The 17,936-nt window shown below is 65.2% G+C and carries 18 protein-coding genes; 8 read left to right on the top strand and 10 right to left on the bottom strand.

What is annotated here, in order from left to right; translation table 11 throughout:
* Positions 1 to 76: 76 nt before the first annotated feature.
* Together rpoZ and gmk are read right to left on the bottom strand one after the other, a co-directional pair.
* A complete protein-coding gene (rpoZ, locus tag BTW07_RS06975; RefSeq protein WP_071230451.1) occupies positions 77 to 334 on the bottom strand; it encodes a DNA-directed RNA polymerase subunit omega in 258 nt (85 codons plus the stop codon).
* Between the two features lie 112 nt (positions 335 to 446).
* Entirely contained in the window at positions 447 to 1,112 is a 666-nt protein-coding gene (gmk, locus tag BTW07_RS06970) for a guanylate kinase (RefSeq protein WP_075569444.1), read from the bottom strand.
* A 198-nt stretch (positions 1,113 to 1,310) separates the two neighbouring features.
* On the opposite strand from gmk, the gene BTW07_RS06965 reads away from it, so the two are divergent.
* The 3 genes from BTW07_RS06965 to BTW07_RS06955 all read left to right on the top strand — a co-directional run bounded on the left by BTW07_RS06965 (position 1,311) and on the right by BTW07_RS06955 (position 4,391).
* On the top strand, positions 1,311 to 2,519 hold the full coding sequence (locus BTW07_RS06965; RefSeq protein WP_075569443.1) for an MFS transporter: 1,209 nt from the start codon (positions 1,311 to 1,313) through the stop codon (positions 2,517 to 2,519).
* A gap of 67 nt (positions 2,520 to 2,586) precedes the next feature.
* On the top strand, positions 2,587 to 3,639 hold the full coding sequence (gene pyrC / locus BTW07_RS06960) for a dihydroorotase (protein ID WP_075569442.1): 1,053 nt from the start codon (positions 2,587 to 2,589) through the stop codon (positions 3,637 to 3,639).
* Positions 3,636 to 4,391 carry a carbon-nitrogen hydrolase family protein gene (locus BTW07_RS06955; protein ID WP_075569441.1) on the top strand — a complete coding sequence of 252 codons (756 nt, stop codon included), beginning with the start codon at positions 3,636 to 3,638 and terminating at the stop codon, positions 4,389 to 4,391. The genes pyrC and BTW07_RS06955 overlap by 4 nt, the downstream gene beginning before the upstream one ends.
* On the opposite strand, the gene BTW07_RS06950 is transcribed toward BTW07_RS06955, so the two are convergent.
* The 3 genes from BTW07_RS06950 to BTW07_RS06940 form a co-directional block, all read right to left on the bottom strand.
* Complete coding sequence (locus BTW07_RS06950) at positions 4,388 to 6,481, bottom strand: TonB-dependent siderophore receptor (protein ID WP_075569440.1); 2,094 nt, start codon at positions 6,479 to 6,481, stop codon at positions 4,388 to 4,390. The two genes, BTW07_RS06955 and BTW07_RS06950, sit on opposite strands and share 4 nt — an antisense overlap.
* 74 nt (positions 6,482 to 6,555) lie before the next feature.
* Complete coding sequence (locus BTW07_RS06945) at positions 6,556 to 7,644, bottom strand: ABC transporter substrate-binding protein (RefSeq protein WP_075569439.1); 1,089 nt, start codon at positions 7,642 to 7,644, stop codon at positions 6,556 to 6,558.
* Between the two features lie 197 nt (positions 7,645 to 7,841).
* Positions 7,842 to 8,411 (bottom strand): histidine phosphatase family protein, encoded by a 570-nt coding sequence (locus BTW07_RS06940; RefSeq protein WP_075569438.1) that lies wholly within the window; start codon positions 8,409 to 8,411, stop codon positions 7,842 to 7,844.
* Between the two features lie 172 nt (positions 8,412 to 8,583).
* Between BTW07_RS06940 and BTW07_RS06935 the strand changes: the two genes are divergently transcribed.
* Positions 8,584 to 9,573 (top strand): D-2-hydroxyacid dehydrogenase, encoded by a 990-nt coding sequence (locus BTW07_RS06935; RefSeq protein ID WP_075569437.1) that lies wholly within the window; start codon positions 8,584 to 8,586, stop codon positions 9,571 to 9,573.
* Position 9,574: 1 nt separating this feature from the next.
* Here BTW07_RS06935 and BTW07_RS06930 read toward each other — a convergent pair whose 3' ends face one another.
* Positions 9,575 to 10,972 carry an aminotransferase-like domain-containing protein gene (locus BTW07_RS06930; RefSeq protein WP_075569436.1) on the bottom strand — a complete coding sequence of 466 codons (1,398 nt, stop codon included), beginning with the start codon at positions 10,970 to 10,972 and terminating at the stop codon, positions 9,575 to 9,577.
* A 145-nt stretch (positions 10,973 to 11,117) separates the two neighbouring features.
* On the opposite strand from BTW07_RS06930, the gene BTW07_RS06925 reads away from it, so the two are divergent.
* The gene (locus BTW07_RS06925; protein ID WP_075569435.1) at positions 11,118 to 11,894 is read left to right on the top strand and encodes an alanyl-tRNA editing protein; all 777 of its coding nucleotides are present in this window, start codon (positions 11,118 to 11,120) and stop codon (positions 11,892 to 11,894) included.
* Positions 11,894 to 12,493: a LysE family translocator gene (locus tag BTW07_RS06920; RefSeq protein ID WP_075569434.1), complete on the top strand. Its 600-nt coding sequence runs from the start codon at positions 11,894 to 11,896 to the stop codon at positions 12,491 to 12,493. The genes BTW07_RS06925 and BTW07_RS06920 overlap by 1 nt, the downstream gene beginning before the upstream one ends.
* Before the next feature lie 13 nt (positions 12,494 to 12,506).
* On the opposite strand, the gene BTW07_RS06915 is transcribed toward BTW07_RS06920, so the two are convergent.
* The 3 genes from BTW07_RS06915 to BTW07_RS06905 all read right to left on the bottom strand — a co-directional run bounded on the left by BTW07_RS06915 (position 12,507) and on the right by BTW07_RS06905 (position 14,670).
* Complete coding sequence (locus tag BTW07_RS06915) at positions 12,507 to 12,800, bottom strand: nitroreductase family protein (protein ID WP_075569433.1); 294 nt, start codon at positions 12,798 to 12,800, stop codon at positions 12,507 to 12,509.
* Positions 12,801 to 12,880: 80 nt separating this feature from the next.
* Complete coding sequence (locus BTW07_RS06910; protein ID WP_075569483.1) at positions 12,881 to 13,435, bottom strand: DUF924 family protein; 555 nt, start codon at positions 13,433 to 13,435, stop codon at positions 12,881 to 12,883.
* Between the two features lie 5 nt (positions 13,436 to 13,440).
* Entirely contained in the window at positions 13,441 to 14,670 is a 1,230-nt protein-coding gene (locus BTW07_RS06905; protein WP_144076858.1) for an MFS transporter, read from the bottom strand.
* Between the two features lie 242 nt (positions 14,671 to 14,912).
* On the opposite strand from BTW07_RS06905, the gene BTW07_RS06900 reads away from it, so the two are divergent.
* Both BTW07_RS06900 and BTW07_RS06895 read left to right on the top strand, forming a co-directional pair.
* On the top strand, positions 14,913 to 15,296 hold the full coding sequence (locus tag BTW07_RS06900) for an RcnB family protein (RefSeq protein ID WP_075569432.1): 384 nt from the start codon (positions 14,913 to 14,915) through the stop codon (positions 15,294 to 15,296).
* 155 nt (positions 15,297 to 15,451) lie between these two features.
* Positions 15,452 to 16,399: a LysR family transcriptional regulator gene (locus BTW07_RS06895; RefSeq protein ID WP_075569431.1), complete on the top strand. Its 948-nt coding sequence runs from the start codon at positions 15,452 to 15,454 to the stop codon at positions 16,397 to 16,399.
* 22 nt (positions 16,400 to 16,421) lie between these two features.
* Here the strand turns inward: BTW07_RS06895 and BTW07_RS06890 are convergent, their stop codons facing one another.
* On the bottom strand, positions 16,422 to 17,633 hold the full coding sequence (locus BTW07_RS06890; RefSeq protein WP_208605380.1) for an OprD family porin: 1,212 nt from the start codon (positions 17,631 to 17,633) through the stop codon (positions 16,422 to 16,424).
* Positions 17,634 to 17,936: the final 303 nt, after the last annotated feature.

Below are 17,936 nucleotides of genomic sequence, written 5' to 3'. Positions count from 1 at the left end.
CGACTCGTCCTGCAATCCGTTCCTCGAACATCGTGGCGCCAGCACTGACGGCCGCGCGTCGCGACGGGAGCCGGGTTCAGATGTCGTATTCCTGGGTCGGCTCGGGGCGCGGGCGCGGCGGCGCGGCTTCGACGGGCTCGTCGAGAATGCTGTCGCCGATCTGGCCGGTGGCGATCTCGCGCAGTGCCATCACGGTCGGCTTGTCGTTTTCCCACGGCAGCAGCGCATCGCGGGAGCCGCGTGCGAGCTGACGGGCGCGCTGGGACGAGATCATTACCAGCTTGAAACGGTTCTCGATGTGTTCCAGACAATCTTCGACGGTCACTCGTGCCATGGGGGGAGCCCTGCTGCCAAAATGGGTGAACGCGCCCCCTGATGCGGGGTCTGCGGGACCGAGCAGTCTACTGGAGTCGCGCGTAATCTGACAAGAGCCCGCCGATGGCGGTTCAATCGACGGGGTTCAGCAGCTCGTCGAGCAGGGTGGCGTGGCGCGCCTGCATCTTGTCGAGGCGCGACCGGCGCGCATGCACGATGCACTCGAGCTCGGTCAGTGCGTGCTCGAACGTGTCGTTGATGATCACGTGTTCATACTCGTCGTAGTGCGACATTTCGCCGACCGCGTCACGCATGCGCCGGGCGATGACGGTCTCGTCGTCGGTACCGCGCCCGGAGAGTCGCTGGTGGAGCGCGTCTCGCGAAGGTGGCAGGATGAAGATCGATTCGGCCTCGGGAGACTGCTCACGTACCTGCCGGGCACCCTGCCAGTCGATCTCGAGAATCACGTCCTCGCCCACGGCGAGGCGCTTCTCGACTTCCAGCCGCGAGGTGCCGTAGTGGCGGTCGAAGACCCAGGCGTGTTCGAAGAACTCGCCACGTTCGACCATTGCCTCGAATTCGGGCTGGCTGACGAAGTGATAATTGACGCCATCCTGCTCGCCGGGACGCATCGCCCGCGTGGTATGGGATACCGAGACGCCGATGCCCGCGTTGCGCTGGAGCAGGGCGCGCACCAGGCTGGTCTTGCCGGCACCGGAGGGCGCGGAGACGATATACAGCGTACCCAGTGCGCTGGCAGCGGGATGAGGATGAGGCGTCGAGAGAGCGTGCGACATGACAGAACGACCGTCCGGAAATACGTGAAGCGGCCTATTATGCCATGGAAATGCCACGCCCCGGCTAGGCGTCGCGCCGGACCGCGACCGGCGTGGCCGTTGCGTGGCCGGCGGCGACGGACTATCGGCTACAATGCGCGTTGCCATTCGTTCCATGCGGCCTTGCCTCGAAGGTCGTTCTGATCGACAAGGATGTTCATGACCCCTTCCCAGACTGCCCAGAAGCGTCGCGCCGGCCCATTTCTGGGTGTTGCCCTGGCCTTCGCGGCGACGATGATCGGCACCACCATGCCGACGCCGCTCTATCCGATCTATCAGCAGCAGTTCGGCTTCTCCCAGCTGACGATCACGATCATCTTCGCGGTCTACGCCGCCGGCGTGATAGGCGCGCTGCTGCTGACCGGGCGCTGGTCGGATCAGTTGGGACGGCGTCCGATGCTGTTCGCCGGTCTGGCCGCCTCGGTGTTGAGCGACGTGGTGTTCTGGCATGCCGGCGGTCTCGGCATGATCCTGACCGGCCGCGTGCTGTCCGGTATCTCGGCCGGCATCTTCACCGGTACCGCCACCGTCGCGGTGATGGAGCTGGTGCCCGACGCCTGGAAGCGGGTCGGCCCGCTGGTTGCCACCGCGGCCAACATGGGCGGGCTGGGGTTGGGGCCGATGCTCGCCGGGGTGCTGGCGGTGGCGTTCCCGATGCCGTTGATCCTTCCCTACGTCGTCCACCTCGCCCTGGTCCTGCTGGCCGTGCTCTGCCTCTGGCGGGCGCCCGAGACGGTGGAGCGACCGGCGCGGATACGGCTGAGCGTGCAGCGGCTCGGCGTGCCCGAAGGGGTCCGCAGCGTTTTCGTTCCCGCGGCGATTGCCGCTTTTGCCGGCTTCATGGTGTGCGGTTTCGCGACCTCGGTGACGCCGGCCTTTCTCGGCAGGGAACTTGGCCATCACAACCCGGCGCTGATCGGCTTCGTGGCCGGGCTTCTGTTCATCGCCTCCACGGTCGGCCAGATGCTTCAGGGGCGACTCCCCGAGGCCCGGCGTCTGCCGATCGGCTGCGGCGTCTTGCTGATCGGCGTGCTGTTGATCGCCTGGGGCATCGGCGCGAAGACGTTGACGGGGTTCATCGTCGGCCCTGCCGTCGCCGGCATCGGCCAGGGCATCGCCTTCCGTGCCGGGTTGGGCGCCATCGCGGCGGCAAGCCCGGCGGAGCACAAGGCATCGGTGGTCTCGACCTTCTTCGTGGTGGCTTACATCGCCATCTCGCTGCCGGTGATCGGCATCGGCGTGGTGGCTTCCGTCGTCAGCCTGCAACTGACCGGGCTACTGTTCGCGCTGCTGGTGGCACTGCTCTGCTGCGTGGCGCTGGCCATGCTGCTGCGGCCGTCACGTCAGGGTGAATCGTCGGACGCCTGATCAGACTGAGCGACAGGCTCTGGTATCATGAGCGCCGATTCGTCCCACCGACTGCCAGGAGTTCCCGATGACCGCTTCGCCCGACACGTTTCGCATCCGCCGCCCCGACGACTGGCACCTGCATCTGCGTGACGGCGAGGTGCTGAAGACGGTGCTGCCCTATACCAGCCGGACGTTTGCCCGCGCCATCGTGATGCCCAACCTGGTGCCGCCGGTGACCACGATCGAGGCGGCCAGCGCCTATCGCGGGCGCATCGTGGCGGCGATTCCCGCCGGGCACGATTTCACCCCGCTGATGACCTGCTATCTCAACGAGAGCGTCGACCGCGAGACGCTGGAGCGCGGCCACGCCGATGGGCTGTTCACCGCGGCCAAGCTCTATCCGGCCAACGCCACCACCAACTCCCAGCACGGCGTCAAACGGATTCAGGACGTCTATCCGCTGCTGGAAGTGATGCAGCGGATCGGCATGCCGCTGCTGATTCACGGCGAGGTGACGCGCGGCGAGATCGATATCTTCGATCGCGAGAAATATTTCATCGACGAGGTGATGACCGACATTCGCCGCCAGTTCCCCGAGCTGAAGGTCGTGTTTGAGCACATTACCACCCGGGAAGCGGCCCAGTTCGTGCTGGAAGGCGACGAGTTCCTGGGCGCCACGCTGACTCCGCAGCATCTGGCCCAGAACCGCAACGACATGCTGGTCGGCGGCATCCGACCGCATCTTTACTGCCTGCCGATTCTCAAGCGCGGCGAGCACCAGCAGGCACTGCGCCAGGCTGTCGCCAGCGGTCACCCGCGCTTCTTCCTCGGCACCGACTCCGCGCCCCACGTCACCGCCGCCAAGGAGACCTCCTGTGGTTGCGCCGGCGTGTTCAACGCCGAAGCGGCGCTCTCGGTCTACGCCGACGTCTTTGAGCAGGAAGGCGCGCTCGAACACTTCGAAGCGTTCTGTTCCGAGAACGGCCCGCGCTTCTACGGCCTGCCGCTCAACGAAAGTCATGTCACCCTGACGCGCCAGCCGACACCGGTCGCCGAATCGGTGGGCGAAGGTGACAATACCTTCGTCCCCTACCAGGCTGGCGAATCTCTGAGCTGGTCGGTGGCGGTGGAGGCATGACGAGAGATCCGCTGAGCCTTGGCCTGGCGCAGATCAGCTCGGTCGCCGGCGATTTCGAGGCCAACATGGCACGTCATCTGCTCGTGGTCGAGGAGGCTGCCGCGGCTGGCGTAGGGGTGCTCATCTTCCCCGAGCTTTCGCTGACGGGATATGAGCCCGCTCTCGCTGCGGAGCTGGCGCTGTCACCAAAAGATCCTCGGTTAGCGCGTCTTGTCGAAGCGGCAAAGCGCCATGAACTCTGTGTCGTCGCCGGTCTACCGCTGGTGAGTCATGAGCTGCCCCAGGTAGGTGCGCTGGTCGTCTCTGCGAATGGCGAGGTCTCGACCTACGCCAAGCGACATCTGCATCCGGGGGAAGAGGCGACTTTCGAACCCGGCGAGAAGCACTACCTGCTGGATGTCGGCGAAGAGCGAGTTGCCATCGCCATCTGTGCCGATACCAATGCACCCGAGCACGCCGAGCATTGCGCGGCACTGGGTGCGACGGTCTATCTCGCCGGTGTGTTGATCACGGCGGGCGGCTATGCCGCCGATACCGCGCAGCTCAGCCGTACGGCGGCGCGTCATGACCTGCTGGTGGGCATGGCCAACCACAACGCCGCGTCCGGCGGCATGGTTGCTATCGGACGCAGCGGATTCTGGACATCGGAAGGTCAATTGATCGCGGCGGAGGGCGATGATGCGCTGGTGATAGCCACTCGCCGCCCTGAAGGGTGGCGAGGGCAACTCCACCGGCTCGACCTCGCCGATTAGAACGACACGCTGGCCTGCAGCGCGACCTCCAACGGTTCGCCGACCACCACCCGGGTATCGCCGCCGCTGGAGGGGTAGTAGGTGGTGTCGAACAGGTTGTGGACGTTGAGCTGGAGATGGGTGTTGTCGCCCAGCCAGCGGTTGTCCCAGGCGACGAAGGCGTCCGCCACGGTGTAGTCGTCGAGGCTGAAGCTGTTGTCGCTGTCGCCCTCGCGGCTGCCGACGTAGCGCACGCCGCCGCCGATTCGCCAACGACCGTAATCGGGGTTTACCGCGAGCGCCTGCGATAGCAGCAGCGACGCGGTGTGACGCGCCACGTTGGGCAGCGCGTTGCCTTCGGTGCCGCCATCCGCATCGTCGCGCACTTCGGCATCGGTGTAGGCATAGTTGGCGAGGACCGATAGCCGCTCGGTCAATTCCCCTTGAGCGGAGAGCTCGATCCCTTTCGAACCGCTCTTGCCCACCGCCCGCGACACGCCGTTGTCGCTGACGACGACGTTCTCCTTGGTGATCTCGAAATAGGCCAGTGAAGCCTGCAGCCGATCCCCGAGGAGACGTTGCTTGATCCCGGCTTCCCAGCCATGACCCGTTTCCGGATCGAAGCGCTGACCGGTGTCGGCATCCGGCTGGTTGGGAACGAACGATTCGCTGTAACTGGCGTAGAGCGAGGTCTGCGGCGTCAGCTTGTAGAGCAGGCTGGCGTGGGGCAGGAAGACGTCATCCTGGGTGTCGGTTTCGACCACGAACGGCCGACCCTGACCGCCATACTGCTCGGTATGCTGAAAACGTCCACCCAGGCCGAGAATCCAGCGTTCGCCTAAGTGCAGATTGTCGTCGACATAGGCGCCGGTGGTGTCGATCTCGTCGAGACGATGGCTGGTGCTGTCGAGATAGGTGGCGCCGTCCAGGGTCAGGTCGCCGTCGTCGGGGTCGTAGATCGAGATCGTATCGGTAGCGCCGCGATAGCGGTCGGCCAGATAGTCGCGGCGTCGCTCATGATCGATGCCGACGGTCATTTCGTGGCGAATGCCGGCCAGGGTCACGTCGCCGAGCAGCTCGGCGGCGGTATAGATCACGCGCCGGTCGAAGCCGTGATTGGCATCGGCGCGCCGGGTGGCAGTGCCATCCTCGGCAACGCTGAGCACCCGCGGCTGGCCGTCGTCGTACTGGCGTCGGTTCCAGCCGTAGGTCAGGCGACTGGTCCAGTCCGGGTTCAGATCCTGCTCCCAGCGCGCCGTGAACGACTGATCGTGGCCGGTCACCCGCGACCAGTTCTCGTCGAATCGGCGCTTGCGTGGCACGTCGACCGCCTTGCCATCGACGAAGGCGGTGCCCCGATCCAGGGTCAGGTCGTAATCACGATATTCATAGGCGAACCACAGTCGGGTATCGTCGTCTTCCCAGCTCAGCGACGGCGCCACCACGGTCTGACGATGGCTGCCGAAGTCGCGCCAGTACTCCTCGTCCTGCTGCCCGACGATGAAGCGAAACGCCGCACCGCTGTCGCCCAGCGGCCCGGTGACGTCGACGCTGGCATTGCCGCCGCCGAAAGAGGTGCCCTTGCCGCTGATGGTGCGCTGCCACTCGTACTGCGGCTTCTTGCTGACGAGATTGATCACCCCGCCAGGCTCCTGAATGCCGTAGCGAAACGAACTCGGGCCCTTGAGCACTTCGACCCGCTCGGTGGTGAAGGTGGCAAACGTATTGCGCGGCTGGCGGATGCCGTCGCGCAGAATAGAGCCGTCGCTGTTACTGCCGAAGCCGCGTTTGATGAACCCGGCTTCCGTTCCACCCATGGTATTGCCCAGAGTCACGCCGTTGATGTAGGCCATGGCATCGGTCAACGAATCGGCGCCGATATCCTCGAGCATCTGCGAGCTGATCTGGTCGACCGTTCGCGCCTGGCTCAGGAAGTCGGTTGGGCGGCCATTGACCAGGTTCGAGCGCGTCGCTTGATAGCCTTCCGCTTGCGATGGGACGGTGGCGGCGGTCACCACCATCGGTGCAAGAGCGTCATCCGCGTTACTGGCTCGGGCGGCTATCAGCAGTACCGCCAAGGTGGCGGCGCTGGAGAGGCGGCGTGGGGGCATGGCGTGGGTTCCCTGGTTTGAATTGTCGTTTTCTGACTGACGTTTTGGCCGTGGCCCGCGACGAAGGCGAGCGTTCAATGTGGCGATGAATTTGGCGATGAATTTGGCGATGAGTGTGGTGATGAAGGAACCGCGCGATAGGTCGTCTCGAACGTGCCGTCGACGGTGATCGGCATGAAGTCTCGATAGAGTTCGCGTCGTGTCGCTGCCGGATCGAGGGCGCCGCACTGTTGCGGATGCAGCCAGCCGGCGATGGCCTGCAGGGCGACCACCGAGAACGGCCCCTGGTGGTAGCCATGCCAGATCGCGTGGAAGCCGCCGTCGTTGACCGCCGATAGCGCCGACCAACCCGGTCGGCGGGCCACGACATCGGCCATGTCGCTCTGGGTATCGCTTTCCGCGACACCGAAGCCGGCCCGAATCGAGCCGCTTTTGGCCCACTGGGCGGCGGTGGCGATGATCACGTCGGGGTCGCGCGCGAGGATGGTCTCGGGGTTGAGTACGTTTTCGGTGCCCGGGCTCATGCCGGCGGCGATGTTGTCGCCCCGGGCATGGTCCACCAGGTCGGCGAGACCCGAATCGAAGTTGCTGCGACAGCAGTCGACCTTGAGCCCCGGGGCGATATCGATCAGCACGCTGGGCCGCCGGGTGACGGCATCGAGACAGTCGTCGACAGCGGCGGTCGCCGATTGCAGTCGCGTGATCAGGGCGGAGGCGCGCGATTCTGCATCCAGCGCCTGGCCCAGCAGCTCGAGCGAGGGCTGCGTGTCGTCGAGAGGATGCTCGCGGAAATCGATGAACAGGATCGGAATCTGCAGCGCCGCCAGTTGATCCAGCAGCGGTGTCTGGCGCAGCTCGGCATGGCGCGAGATATCGGCGACGATCAGATCCGGATCGAGGGTGATCAGCGCTTCGGCGCTGGGCATGGCATTGCCGTTGTTGCCCAGCGTCGGCAAATCGGACAGGGCGGGGAAGGCCGCCGCGAAGCGCGCCTGCGCCACGGGGTCGAAGCTCTCCAGCGAACCGCGCCAGCCGCTCATGCGTGATACGGGATCGGGCAACAGTGCCGCGAGGGCAAAGAGGTGGCGCGGATTATCGAGAAAGAGGCGCTCGGGGGCGGCGGCAAGGGTCACCTCGCGCCCGGCGAGATCGGTCACTGTCACCGGATACTCTGTCGCCCGGGCCGTGCTTGTCAGCCAGCCGGTACCGAGCCAGATTCCGAGCCAGATTCTGAGCCAGATCCTGAGTGTGTCCCACGCGTTTCGGCGGCCCGGTGATAACCCCATGATCGCTTTTCTTCTAGTTGATTAAAGCGAATCATTATCATTTGTGTCGAGTCAGGGGTCAATGCCAATGGCCGTCAGCGGCAAGCCGATAACCGGTCGGTCGGCTCGAAGGGGCGGATGACCCAGTTTTCTGTGCCTTCCGGTGCAATCCACAGCGGGATCGCATTGGCCGAGCGCGGTCCGGCCGGGCTGCCGTGAGTCAGGCCACGCACGGCGCGGACCAGCCCCGAATGGCCGACGATCAGCGGCGTCTCGGCTTCGTCGAGCAGCGCATTGAGCGTGGTGGCGATGCGCTCGACGAATGTCTGCCAGGATTCGCCACCAGGCGGCGTACTCGTATACGGGATCGTCTCGGGAATCGGCTGGCCTTCGAGGTCCCCCCAGTGGCGTTCCATCAGCCCATCGACGATCCGGTCCGGTGCGCGGCCCAGCGCCAGTTCGGCGGTGCGGTAGGCCCGCTGCAGCGGGCTCGACACCGCCAGCGACCAGTCGATGTCCCCCAGCAGCTCGCCTGCGCGCTTCGCTTCGTCTTCGCCCTGCGGCGTCAGCGCCACGTCATGCTGGCCGCCGATGCGGCGTTCGAGGTTGCGGGTGCTCTGGCCGTGACGAAGGAAGACGAAGGGGCGGCGGATCAGGGCAGGCATGGCAGGTCCTTGGCAAGAAGTCGGGCGTGAACGCAGTGATCCGATTCTAATCGATTCGGCGAGTGACGATTTGCCGGCTAGGGGATTTTGCGGTAACCCTTGGTGATGATCCGGCGATCTGCCTGATTGTCATGCCATGCCCGACCCGACGTGAACCGCATAAGGAATGCCCATGTCCACCACGCTCGATATCCATATCTACACCGATCCCGATTTTCGCCAGTCGAAGGACTTCGCCGATCAGCGCGTACTCGACATTCTGGGCGAGTTCGAGGGTCTGGGATCGCGTATCACGCTAAGTTTCAGCCACGACGAGACTGCGCTGAATGCGGCGCTGGCCGATGCCGAGGTGCTGATTCTGGTGGGCAAGCTGGATATCGCCGACGTGGCGGCACGGGCGCCCAGGTTGCGCTGGATCCATATCACCAGTGCCGGGGTCGATCGAATTCCCCTGGACCGCCTGCCCGCCGAGGTACTGGTGACCAACGCCAAGGGCAATCACGAGGTGCGGGCCCGGGAGTTCTCGATGACGGCACTGTTGATGCTCAACAACCGGCTGCCGGATTTCGTGACCCAACAGCGCGAGAAACACTGGGCGCAGACTGCGATCGAGCCCATCGACGGCAAGACGGTGGTGATCCTGGGCATGGGTGCGCTGGGCAGCGCCGCGGCCGAGGCGGCAAAGCGGCTGAACCTGAGAGTGATCGGCATCAGCCGTTCGGGCCGGGATCACGCCCTCGCCGATGTCAGTCTGCCGCAAAGCCGGCTGAAGGAAGCGCTCGCGGGCGCCGATTTTCTGCTGATCACGCTGCCGTTGACCGCCGATACTCGCGATATCGTCGGCGAGGCGGAACTGGCGGCCATGCCGGCGCGCGCGGGGGTGATCAATATCGGGCGAGGCCCGGTGCTGGATGTGGCCGCGCTGGCGAAACGGCTGGAAGCGGGTCAACTGCGCGGTGCGGTGCTCGACGTGTTCCCGGAGGAGCCGCTGGCGGCGGATTCGCCCTACTGGACCACGCGCAACCTGATCGTCACGCCGCACAGCGGACTCTACGACGCCGATTACGTACCGCGCTGCCTGCGCTTCTTCTTCGCCAACGTCGAACGTTATCTCGACGACCGGCCGCTCGAGAATCGAGTCGATACGAGCTTGGGCTATTGATCTACACGGTCTGCCATAGCATCGGATCCGGGTCGCCCAACGTCGAGGCGATCGTTTCCAGCGCTCGCATCAGCGCCTCGCGGCTTTCGGCGGCGCTGATACAGACGCGGATTGCCTGCGGCGCGGCAACACTGCCCAGGCAGAAGCTTTCGGCGCTGCTGACGTTGACCTGCTGCGCCTGGAGTTGAGCGACCACATGGCTGGTGCGCAGCTCGCCCGGCAGCGGCAGCCATAGATAGAACCCACCGCGGCGACCGCGCGGGGAGAACTCCCCCAGCCTCTCCATGGCATGATCGAAACGCCACTCGAGCTCGTCGCGCTGCCAGCGCAGCAGCGTCTCGGCATCGCCGCTTTCGATCCAGCGACAGACCAGTGACGCCATCAGCGGTGGCGGCATCCAGCTCTGGGCCCGCAACGCCGCCGTCAGCCGTCCGTGCAGCGCCAGTGGCGCACGCATGGCACCGACGCGCAGCCCCCCGCCAAGCACCTTGGCGACCGAGAACAGTGTCACCGTGCATTCGGGCGCCAGCCGGTAGAGCGGTGTCACCGGCTCGGCATCGAGCTGAGGATGAATGTCGTCCTCGATCAGCCAGAACTGACGCTCCCGCGCCAGCGCCACCAGCGCCCGCCGGCGTGCCTCGCTAAGACGCGCGGTGGTCGGATTGTGGCAGTCGGGCATGACGTAGAGTGCGCGGAACGGCTGCTGCTCGAAGGCGCGGGCCAACGCGTCGATATCGATGCCTTCCTCGTCGTGGGCGACCGCCACGCTCTTGAGCGAGAGTTGCTGCAGGCCGCTGATCAGGCCCGGATAGGTCAGGCGCTCGGCTGCCAGCCGTTCGCCGGGCGACAACAGGGCGCTCAGACTCAGGTAGATACCGTGCATGCCGCCCTGATTGATCAACAGCTCATCCGCCGGGACGGCGCGTCCCAGCGTTGCGAGCCAGCCGGCGATCACCTCTCGCTGCCAGTGCTGGCCCGCTTCGGGTTGATAATCGATGGCTGCCCTCAGCAGCTCGGGGTCGTGCTGAATCGAGCGCATCGCATTGGCCAGCGATGCCTCGCGTTGTGGGTGGGGCGGCGGCAGCGACAGGCTGAGATCGACGATGCCGCTGTCCGGCGCGACGCGACGGACGTGGTCGAACGCCTGGTGGGGCGCACCGGCGTCGCGCACGTAGGTACCGCTGCCGACGCGTGCACTGACCACGCCGCGCTGTTCGGCGAGCGCGTAGGCACGGGTGATCGTACCGACGGTGACGCCGAGGGCGTCTGCCAGGCGTCGTTGCGGTGGCAGCTTGGCGCCCGCCGGCAGTTCTCCGCTGGCAGCGGCGGCGGCAATGGCGTCGGCCAGCTCGCGATAGCGGGGGCCATGTCCGGGGAGCCGAGGGATCCAGATTGTCATGGTGACAATAATCGAGTTGACCGAAGAAATAAGGCGATTATGCTCGAATTGTTCGGCTTTAAAGCCACAAAGTCAACAAATTGTACCCATACGATTTATGAAAAATGATTCCCGGGTATCGATTGATTCTCTGAAGAGGTGTCCGATGTCTACCGTCCTGACGTTCCGCGAACTGCCCTACGCTCGGGAAAGCCTGGCGACCGTGCTGTCAACGACAGGGTCAACGACAGGGGCAATTGGGGATGACGGTGTCGTGGTAACCGACGCCACGCTGTTCTACCCCCACGGTGGCGGACAGCCGGGGGACCGGGGCGTGTTCATCACCGCCGATGGCCGCACCTTGACGGTTCATGACACGCGCAAGGGCGACAATGGACAGGTCCACCACCTGCTCGACCCGAACCATGGGCTGGAGGCAGGGCAGAGCGTCCCCCAGCAGATCGACTGGGCGCATCGCCATGCCCACATGCGCATGCACACCGCGCTGCATCTGCTCTCCGTGATCGTTCCCCATGGCGTCACCGGCGGCAGCATCGGTGCCGATCGTGGCCGGCTCGATTTCGATCTCGGCGAGGCCAGCTTCGACAAGGAGGAGCTGAGCGAGCGGCTCAATGCGCTGATCGCAGCCGACTATCCGGTGACCAGCGAGTGGATCAGCGAAGCCGAGCTCGACGCGCATCCCGAGCTGGTTAAGACGATGTCGGTGGCCCCTCCACGCGGCGCCGGCGAGATTCGCATGGTGCGTATCGGCGACATCGACTATCAACCCTGCGGCGGCACCCACGTCGCCTCGACCGTCGAGATCGGCCCGATCCAGGTCGCCAGCATCAAGAATCGGGGCGCGCGCAATCGTCGCTTCACGCTCACCTGGGCGGCGTCGGATAGGCTCAAGCCGGGTGGAAATGCCGGAGGTGGCCAGTGATGTCGCTTGGCTGGTGGTTCTCGGTGGCGCTGTTTTCGGTCTCGATGTGCGGTACGCCCGGCCCCAACAATGTGATGCTGACCGCCTCCGGTGCGCTCTACGGCTATCGCCGCACGTTGCCGCACATTTTCGGCATCATGGCGGGTTGCTTCGTGCTGTTCATGGCCGTGGCGCTGGGGCTGGGCGTGCTGTTCGAACGTTTCCCGCTGCTGCAGCAAGGTCTCAAGATCATCGGCGCCGTCTATCTGCTCTATCTGGCGTGGAAGATCGCCATCGCACCGCCGCCGGACCTGACCGCTAAGGAAGGGGCGCGCCCGCTGACCGCCTGGCAGGCGGCGGTGTTCCAGTTCGTCAATCCCAAGGCGTGGGTGATGGGGATCGCGCTGATTGCCGGTTTCATGCCTGCCAGCGGCTCGCTGCTCGCCAACGCCCTGGTACTGTCGGCGTTCATGGAGATCGTCGGCTTCTTCTGCATCTCGTGCTGGGCCGGGTTTGGCATGGCGATCGGCAAGCTGCTGAAGACGCCCCGAGCGTGGCGCATTTTCAATGGCGTGATGGGGCTGGCGACCGCCGCCTGCGTGGGCTTCATCGTGAGTTGACGTCTGGCCGGGGCTAACGCGTCGCCCAGCCCTGTTGGTGCAGATAGTCGAGAATGAAAGGCCGCGTTTCCTTGATGATCAGGCGCTGGATCATCGCGCTCCAGATCTCGGCTCGCTGATGGCTGCCGCGCTGCTGGTAGTAGCGCGTGATCTGACCATCGTAATCGGCCAGTACGGCGGGATCGACCGGCTGGTAGCGGTTCTCGTGGACCAGCATCGCCTGCGGCATGCGCGGTTTGAGATCGGGCTCGGCATCCGGCCAGCCGACGCAGAAGCCGAACAGCGGCAGCATGAACTTCGGCGTCATGGATTGGCGCCTGATGAATGGCAGGGCCGCATGAGCGCGCGTTTAAAGACCGAAAAGAAAGTTCGCCTGCTCAAGGCCCGTTAAAAGGCCGATCCCGGCTGGCTCAGAAACTCGGTCTCGTCCGGTGTCGACGCTCGACCCAGGATCGCGTTGCGATGCGGGTAGCGCCCGAAGCGCTCGATGATCTCGCGGTGGCGGCGCTCGAAACGAATCTGCTCCTCCATGCCGGGCTGGTCGAACAGCACGGTCGCCCGGTCGTGAATGATCGATGATTCGCTGTGCATGAATGGCATGTAGACGAAGATTCGCTGCCGTGTGGGCAGCCTGACGTCATCGCCGGCGGCGATCGCTTCCTGCGCCAGAGCGAGCGCCAGCGGGTCCTGGGCGAAAGCTTGCGGGGTATCGCGATGCACGTTGCGCGAAAACTGGTCGAGCACCAGGATCTCCGCCAGTCTGCCGGAAGGCGTCTCGCGCCACGGCCAGCATTCGCAACGCGCGGCGGCGGCCAGGGTGCCGCCGAATCGGGCGGCGATGGCGCGATCCAGTTCGCCGTCCTTGCGAAACCAGTCCTTGGGGGTCAATTCCTCGAACCAGAAGTCGAGAACCTGTTGAGGATGAACAAGAGTCGCGGTCACGGCAGTCACCTGATCGTCGGGTCGGCAGAGGCAGCATAGTCGGTCAGCGCGCGGTCACGGCGACGGAGCTGCCGGGCGAAGCCGAAGCCGACCGGCAGCACCGCGACCGCGGCGAGCGCCAGGGTCGGTGTAGTGCCGGACAGCGCAATGATACCGCCGCCGATGGCGGTGCCCAGCGACTGCCCGGTGAAGAAGGCGGTGGCGAACAGCGACACTGCCGCACCACGCCGCTCCGGCGCCATCTGGGTGGCGGTGGTCTGCAGCGTATTGTGCAGCATGTAGAATCCCAGCCCGAACAGATAGCAGCCGACGATAGCGACGTTGGGCGTCGGCCTCAGGCAGATGGCGGCCAGCGCGATCGCGATCAGCACGCAGCCCGATTGGCACAGCCCGCTCTCGCCCAGTTTCGGCACCAGCCGTCGCGCCAGCAGCGCGAAACTCAACCCCCCGAGAGCGAACACCGCCAGGATCAGCCCGGCTTCGGTCAACGGCAACCCACCGGCGACGTGCAGATGGCTGGCCACGAACGCGAACCCGCAAAAGACCGCCGCACCTTCGAAGAATACGGTGATCAGTACCACCCGCGGCCACGGCTTCTGCAGCACGTAACGCAGGCTTACGCCGAGCGATTCCCGTTCCCGTTTCCGGGGCCGTTCGTGACGGCCGGCGCGGTACCACAGCAGCCCGCTGGCGGCGGCGAACATCAGCGTGTAGGCCAGGAACGGCCACTGCCACCAATCCTGTTCCGCGGCCAGTCCGCCGAACGTCTGGCCGCAGGCGAGGCCGCCGATCTGCCCGATCAGGAAGCGCGCCAGCACTGCCTGGCGCTGCTCGTAGGGCACGTTGTCGCCGATCCAGGCCATCGCCAGCGGGATCACCGCGGCGCACCCCACGCCGGCCAGCATGCGCGCCGCGATCAAGGTCGCCAGGCTGCCCGACAGTGCACACAGTAGACTGGCCACGGCGGCGAGCAGGGAAAACAGCGAGATTACGCGCAGCTTGCCGTAGCGGTCCCCGCTCGGCCCCAGCACCAGCTGCAGACAGCCGTAGACGATGGCGAAGGCGGTGATCGCCCAGGACGCGGCGCTCAGCGTAGTGGTGTAGACCTCGGCGAGACGCGGCAGCATCGGATCGAGAATTCGTTGCGTGGCGGCGGCGCAGAACGCGGTCATCGCCAGCAGCACGATGGTGGGCCAAGGCGTGGGTGCTGCGGCTCGAGGGGCGGTCACTGACACGTCGGCAAGTCCGGGCGGAGGAGGAGGGTTTCACGATCTTAGCACGCTAAGTGCGAGCCGCTGCGGTCCATGGGCCGACTTTTCCGGCGGACACCGCTCATCGGGGAGGGACAGGCGCGAGTTGCACAATTTGTGAACGCTGTTTTCTTATTGCCGCGTCAAGCTTGGTGCATTCTCTGACTCACTCGCTGTTCGTTTCGTTTCTTTCCGTTTCGTGGGGACGGCGACATAAGGAGGTTTCCATGAAACATCGTGCACTGACGATTGGCGTCATGATTGCCGCCTTGGGCACCGCCGGAATCGCCCAGGCCAATCCGGGCCATGGCAATGGACACGGTCATGGCAATGGTCGTGGCAACGACCACGACCGCGGTCATCATGATAGACATCACCATGACCGACATGGCGGCGGTCGCGACCGTGATCGCGACGATCATCGCGGCTGGTACAAGGGCGGCCACCTTGCCGATCACTACTATCGGGACGATCGCTACTGGGTCCGCGACTGGCACGCTCGCCACCTGCGGGAGCCGCCGCGAGGACACCGCTGGCTGAACATCGACGGCGATTACGTGTTGGCGGCTGTTGCCACCGGCGTGATCACGGCGATCATTCTGAATCGTTGATCACGTCGATCGGGCTGGGGCGCTGATCGGAGACGATGCTTCGTGCTTCGTGCTTCGTGCCTCGGCGTCACGCCGCTTGCCACCAAAGCGGCAGTGTCTCTCTCCCGGCTTCTGGTAGGCTCTTCGCTTCGCTCCATTGGCGCCGTTGACCTCCCATGAATCTCAAGGCTCTCAGACTTTTCCGGTTGACCGTATTGCACGGTTCGCTGTCGGCGGCCTCGCAGGCGGCCAACCTGAGCCAGCCCGCCGCCAGCCGGTTGATCGCCTCGCTGGAGGCGGAGCTCAAGCTGACGCTGTTCGAGCGTACCCATCAGAAACTGCTGCTGACCCTGGAAGGCGAGCGCTTCTATCGAGAAGCCGAGCACATTCTCAACGCCGTCGAGGAGATCCCCACCATCGCCGGCGAGATCCGCCAGCAGACGGTCGAGAGCCTGCGCATCATCACTTCCGCGCCCATCGGCGCCACGCTGCTGCCGGCGGCGATCGTCCGGCTGCGCGAGAGCTGCCGCGAGCTCAACTGCAAGATCGATATCGGCAGTCGCTTCGACGTCGAGCGCCAGGTCGGATCGCGGCGCTACAACGTCGGCCTGCTCTCGTTGCCGGTGGAGAACGCCATCGTCGAGCTGGCAGTGGAGCCTTTGCTGCAGGCGACCACCCAGGTGCTGATGCCGGCGACCCATCCGCTGGCGGCGCTCGAACGCGTGCCGGTCGAGGCACTGGTCGATTCGCCCTTCGTCACGCTCAAGCCGCAGCAGATCTGGCGCCAGCGGCTGGATCGACTGTTCGACGGGATCGGACGCAAGCCCCGAATCGCGCTGGAGGTCGGCTCGACGCAACTGGTGCCGCGCTTCGTCGAAGCGGGATTCGGGCTGGGGCTGCTCGATCTGGCCTGCTGCGGTGCCACTGCGGGAGCTGACAACGAGGGCGGCGGCACCGTGATGCGCCCGATCACCCCCGCCACCGAGCTGACCTACGCCTGTATCCTGCCGCCGGCGGGTCAGCGCCCCATCGCGCGGCGCTTCATCGATACACTGCGCGAAACGCTCGAGGCACGCGGCCAGCAGGACCGCGCGTTCCATGACGGCGTCACGCTGCTGCCGTGAGCCGGATCGAGGCGTTTCTCGGCTACAGTTTCAAGGTGTAGCCGAGCAGGACGCGATTCTCGTTGACGTCGCGGGTGAAATTGGCGCGCCGGGCGGCGTTGCGCCAGCGCAGTGACAACCCTTCGAGCCAGCCGCCCTGAACGATGTACTCGATATCGACATCCCGTTCCCACTCCCGCGCCTCGCCGTCGAAGCCGTTGACGCTGGCCTGGTCGCCCATGGCGTAGCGAACCATGAAGGTCAGTCCCGGCAGCCCGAATCGTGAGAACTCATAGTCGTAGCGGGCGTGCCAGACCCGCTCGTCGGTCTCGGTGAAGTTGCTGATCTGATACTGGGAAAACAGGTAGACGTTGGTACCGCTCAGGTAGGTGAAAGGGGTGTCGCCGAACTGGGACTGATAGCCACCACTGAAGGTGTGTCCGTTCAGCCGATAGCGCAGCCGCGTGGTGACGGCGCGGTTGTCCACCTCGCCGGCCTCGGCAGCGCCCTGTTCGCTGGCGTCGAAATAACGGATATCGGCGCCCAGCCGACCCGAACCGAGATTGATGCCGTCGCTCACTCCAACGTAATGCTGGTGGTAGATGTCTTCCAGCTGCGCGTAGTGATAGCCGAGCCGCCCGCGCTTGCCGAGATGATACTCCCCACCGACGAACTGGAAGCGGGTACTGGTGGCCTTGCCATAGGCGCCGCTCTTGCGATTCAGCGCCATCGGCTCGTAGTCGGTCTCGTCGCGCTGGCGTGTGCGGTTGAGCTGGCCCGCGGTCAGCTCCAGCCCGTCGATGTCGGTCGAGGTGATCTGGGTGCCGAGAAACGACTGCGTGAACAGCCGGCTGGCATTCGGTCGCAGCGACGGCAGACGCGGTTCGAGGTAGCCGTAGCGCAGTATGCTGTCGCCGGCGCGGATCTTGGCGGTGGCGCCGAACTTGGTGTAATCGTCCTCGGCGCGGTCATCGTCGTCGATCTCGAGCAGGCCGGTGCCGGAACGGGATGGGCTCGAGTCGAGTTTCACCCCCAGCATGCTGATGGTATCGACGCCGAACCCGATCGGGCCTTCGGTAAAGCCGGAGTCCGCCCGGAACAGGAAGCCCTGCGCCCACTCCTCGCGCTTGTTGTCGTCCCTGTCGCCCTCGAGATAGTCGCGGGTGATGAAGTAGTTCTTGAGCTCCAGAGAAGCGGTACTGTCCGCCAGGAAATCGGCCTGGGCTGGCGCGGCGAGCGCCAGAGTCAATGCCAAAGTGCAGGTACCCGCGACAGGCGTTGCTATCGAGAGAAGGGTTGTTGTCGATAGAAGCGTTGTTGTCGAAAGGGCCGGGAGCGCGCGTGCGAGTCGGGGCCGCCGGATCGTAGTGCGGTGGCATGGCGTGTTCATGGTGAACTCCTGTTCGTTTTTCATGTTGTGGGGAGCTTCTGGAAATTGTCGGGAGCTGCTGGCGCGGCCGCTCGCGGCTCGACGCTGGCCATCGAGCGGACGCAGGTTTCCTGCCTCGCCCGCTGAGCGGACGAGGGGCAGTGATAGACAATGCGATGCGAAGGCGAG

It is taken from the genome of Salinicola socius, assembly GCF_001937195.1.
GTDB lineage: Bacteria > Pseudomonadota > Gammaproteobacteria > Pseudomonadales > Halomonadaceae > Salinicola > Salinicola socius.
Note: the sequence above shows the minus strand (reverse complement) of the source record. Positions and strands in the feature narration are given on the sequence as shown.